Consider the following 2,525-nt stretch of genomic DNA (forward strand, 5'->3'; position numbering starts at 1 on the left):
GGTAGTGTGGGGTTTCCCCATGTGAGAGTAGGTCATCGTCAAGATTAAATTCCGAAACCCCAATTGCGAAAGCAGTTGGGGTTTTGTTTTGTCCGTAGGAAAATCTGGCTCTCGGGGTTTCTATGCAACGGCTCGGGGCATGGCTATCATGCGGGCCTCATTGTGAGGCGAGACTGCATGCTGACATTGTTAAAGCTTCTTAAGGATGGCAAGTTCCATTCGGGTCAGGCCCTGGGCGTCGCCTTGGGTATCAGTCGTAGTGCGGTATGGAAGCAGCTACAGCATTTAGAAGCTGAGCTCGGCTTGTCCATCCATAAGGTGCGCGGTCGTGGCTATCAATTGGCTGCGCCATTGACGCTGCTTGATCCTGCCGACATAAAAGAACAGGCGTCCTCGTGCGACTGGCCTATTCTGCTCTTCGACTCAATTGACTCAACAAACGCTGAAGCCTTGCGCGCGATTGAGCATGGCCAGGCTGCGCCATTTTTGGTGCTCTCCGAGCGGCAGACTGCGGGTCGCGGCCGACGTGGGCGAAATTGGGCTAGTCCTTTCGCAGAAAACATCTATTACAGCCTCGTATTGCGCATCGAAGGTGGAATGCGTCAGCTCGAAGGGTTGAGTCTTGTGGTTGGGCTTGCTGTTATGCAGGCTTTGAGAGATCTCGGTATCCCGGGCGTGGGCTTGAAGTGGCCCAACGATGTTTTGGTTGGCCAGAAAAAGATTGCCGGGATATTGCTCGAGCTGGTGGGTGATCCTGCTGATGTGTGTCACGTGGTGCTGGGTGTTGGAATTAATGTGAACATGCAGGCGACCGACGAGATTGATCAGCAATGGACGTCCATGCGGTTGGAGTCGGGCAGGGTGTTTGATCGCAATCACCTCGTCGCGCAAATAGGGTTGATGCTCCAGAAGTATCTGGCTCGTCATCAGATCGATGGGTTTTCCGCCATCCAGCGGGAGTGGGAGCAGAACCATCTTTGGCAAGGTCGTGCAGTCTCGTTGATTGCTGGCGTTAACCAGATAGATGGTGAGGTGTTGGGTATCGACAGCCAGGGTGCCTTGCGCTTGAAGGTAAATGGTGTGGAAAAAATATTCAGTGGTGGTGAGCTCAGTCTGAGGTTGCGTGATGATTCTTGAGCTCGACTGCGGGAACAGTTTTATAAAGTGGCGGGTTCTCCATGCGGATGCCAAGCAGGTGTTTGGAGAGGGCGTGGTGGATTCGGATCTCGCATTGCTGGAAAGCCTGAGTGGACTCGAAGGGCTGGCCCTCAAGCGGTGCCGGTTGGTCAGTGTCAGAACGACCGAAGAGACTGCTGCGTTGACCTCTCTGCTGGCGAAAGCGTTTTCTGTATCCGCGATGTGCGCTGCGCCGGCGCGTGAAATGGCAGGTGTTCGAAATGGGTACGAGGAGTTTGAGAGGTTGGGGCTTGATCGCTGGTTAGCGATGCTCGGTGGGTTTAACCTGGCCGCAGGAGCATGCCTGGTGCTCGATTTCGGTACCGCGGTGACTGCTGATTTCATTGCGGGGGATGGAGAGCATCTTGGCGGGTTTATTTGCCCTGGAATGCCTCTGATGCGCAACCAGTTGCGAACCCATACCCGCAAGATTCGCTATGGCGATATCGCTGCCGAGCGTGCACTGGAAAGCCTCGTGCCTGGCCGCACAACGGTCGAAGCGGTTGAGCGAGGATGTTTGCTTATGTTGAGGGGCTTCGTCCTGACTCAATTGGAAATGGCGCGTGGTTACTGGGGGAAGGATTTTGCGGTATTCCTCACGGGAGGCGATGCGGCGCTCGTCTCTGAAATCGTACCGGATGCCAGGCTGGTTCCAGACCTGGTATTTGTAGGTCTGGCGATGGCATGTCCTTTGTCTTGAGGTTCTTATGCGTTGGTTGTTCCTGCTGTTGCTGGTTCTCAATGTCTTCTATTACATCTGGCATCAACAAGAGGCCCCGCTGCGTGCGAAAGATGTAACGCCTTTGAGTTTGTATCGAGGATCGCAGCAGGATATCCGTTTGTTGAGCGAGGCGGCTGATACGGCTCGTGAGAAAGGAAAGCCGGCGTCGACGGACAGTGGGTGCCTCTATTTAGGGGGCTTCACTCGTCAAGAGACCGCCCTGGCCGCTGAGCGGCGACTTGGCGGGATGGATATCAAGTTTCAGTCCTTGCCAAGAGACTCTTCTGGTTCTGCTGGCTACTGGGTCCGTATAGCGCCCGAAAGCCGGCGTTCAGTGGATGATCTTCAGCTGCTAAACCTTTCCAAAGAATTCAATGAGTTAAAACATAAAATAATGCCGTGCGAGGGGGTTGCGCCTGCGGAATAGTTTGCATAGAATGGCGCCCGCTTCGCAGTGAAGACCTTTAACGGTTAACGGCGTGAAGCGGTGTCAACGCTGCTAACCTCAGGTTTTTAATGAGAAAATGCTTGACAGAAGGTCGGCATGATATAGAATGCCGGCTCGCTTAGGAGGGGTTCCCGAGCGGCCAAAGGGATCAGACTGTAAATCTGACGTCTACGACTTCGA

At 54.2% G+C, this 2,525-nt stretch carries 3 protein-coding genes and 1 tRNA gene (1 of these 4 running past the window's edge); all 4 read left to right on the forward strand.

Features of this window, described 5'->3' with window-relative positions; genetic code table 11:
- Positions 1-177 precede the first annotated feature (177 nt).
- Positions 178-1,137: a bifunctional biotin--[acetyl-CoA-carboxylase] ligase/biotin operon repressor BirA gene (gene birA, locus ACIQV9_RS28790; RefSeq protein WP_403108638.1), complete on the forward strand. Its 960-nt coding sequence runs from the start codon at positions 178-180 to the stop codon at positions 1,135-1,137.
- Positions 1,127-1,876 carry a pantothenate kinase gene (locus ACIQV9_RS28795; protein WP_403108641.1) on the forward strand — a complete coding sequence of 250 codons (750 nt, stop codon included), beginning with the start codon at positions 1,127-1,129 and terminating at the stop codon, positions 1,874-1,876. Before birA ends, ACIQV9_RS28795 begins: the two co-directional genes overlap by 11 nt.
- A 7-nt stretch (positions 1,877-1,883) precedes the next feature.
- Positions 1,884-2,324: a hypothetical protein gene (locus tag ACIQV9_RS28800; protein WP_403108643.1), complete on the forward strand. Its 441-nt coding sequence runs from the start codon at positions 1,884-1,886 to the stop codon at positions 2,322-2,324.
- Between the two features lie 142 nt (positions 2,325-2,466).
- Positions 2,467-2,525 (forward strand) — tRNA-Tyr (locus tag ACIQV9_RS28805); it runs 25 nt beyond the window's last position.

This window comes from Pseudomonas sp. NPDC099000 (genome assembly GCF_044759925.1).
Classification (GTDB): Bacteria; Pseudomonadota; Gammaproteobacteria; order Pseudomonadales; family Pseudomonadaceae; genus Aquipseudomonas.

Coding starts and splice junctions, on each gene's coding strand:
- birA (WP_403108638.1), top strand. CDS start 178: ATGCTGACATTGTTAAAGCTTCTTAAGGATGGCAAGTTCCATTCGGGT.
- ACIQV9_RS28795 (WP_403108641.1), top strand. CDS start 1,127: ATGATTCTTGAGCTCGACTGCGGGAACAGTTTTATAAAGTGGCGGGTT.
- ACIQV9_RS28800 (WP_403108643.1), top strand. CDS start 1,884: ATGCGTTGGTTGTTCCTGCTGTTGCTGGTTCTCAATGTCTTCTATTAC.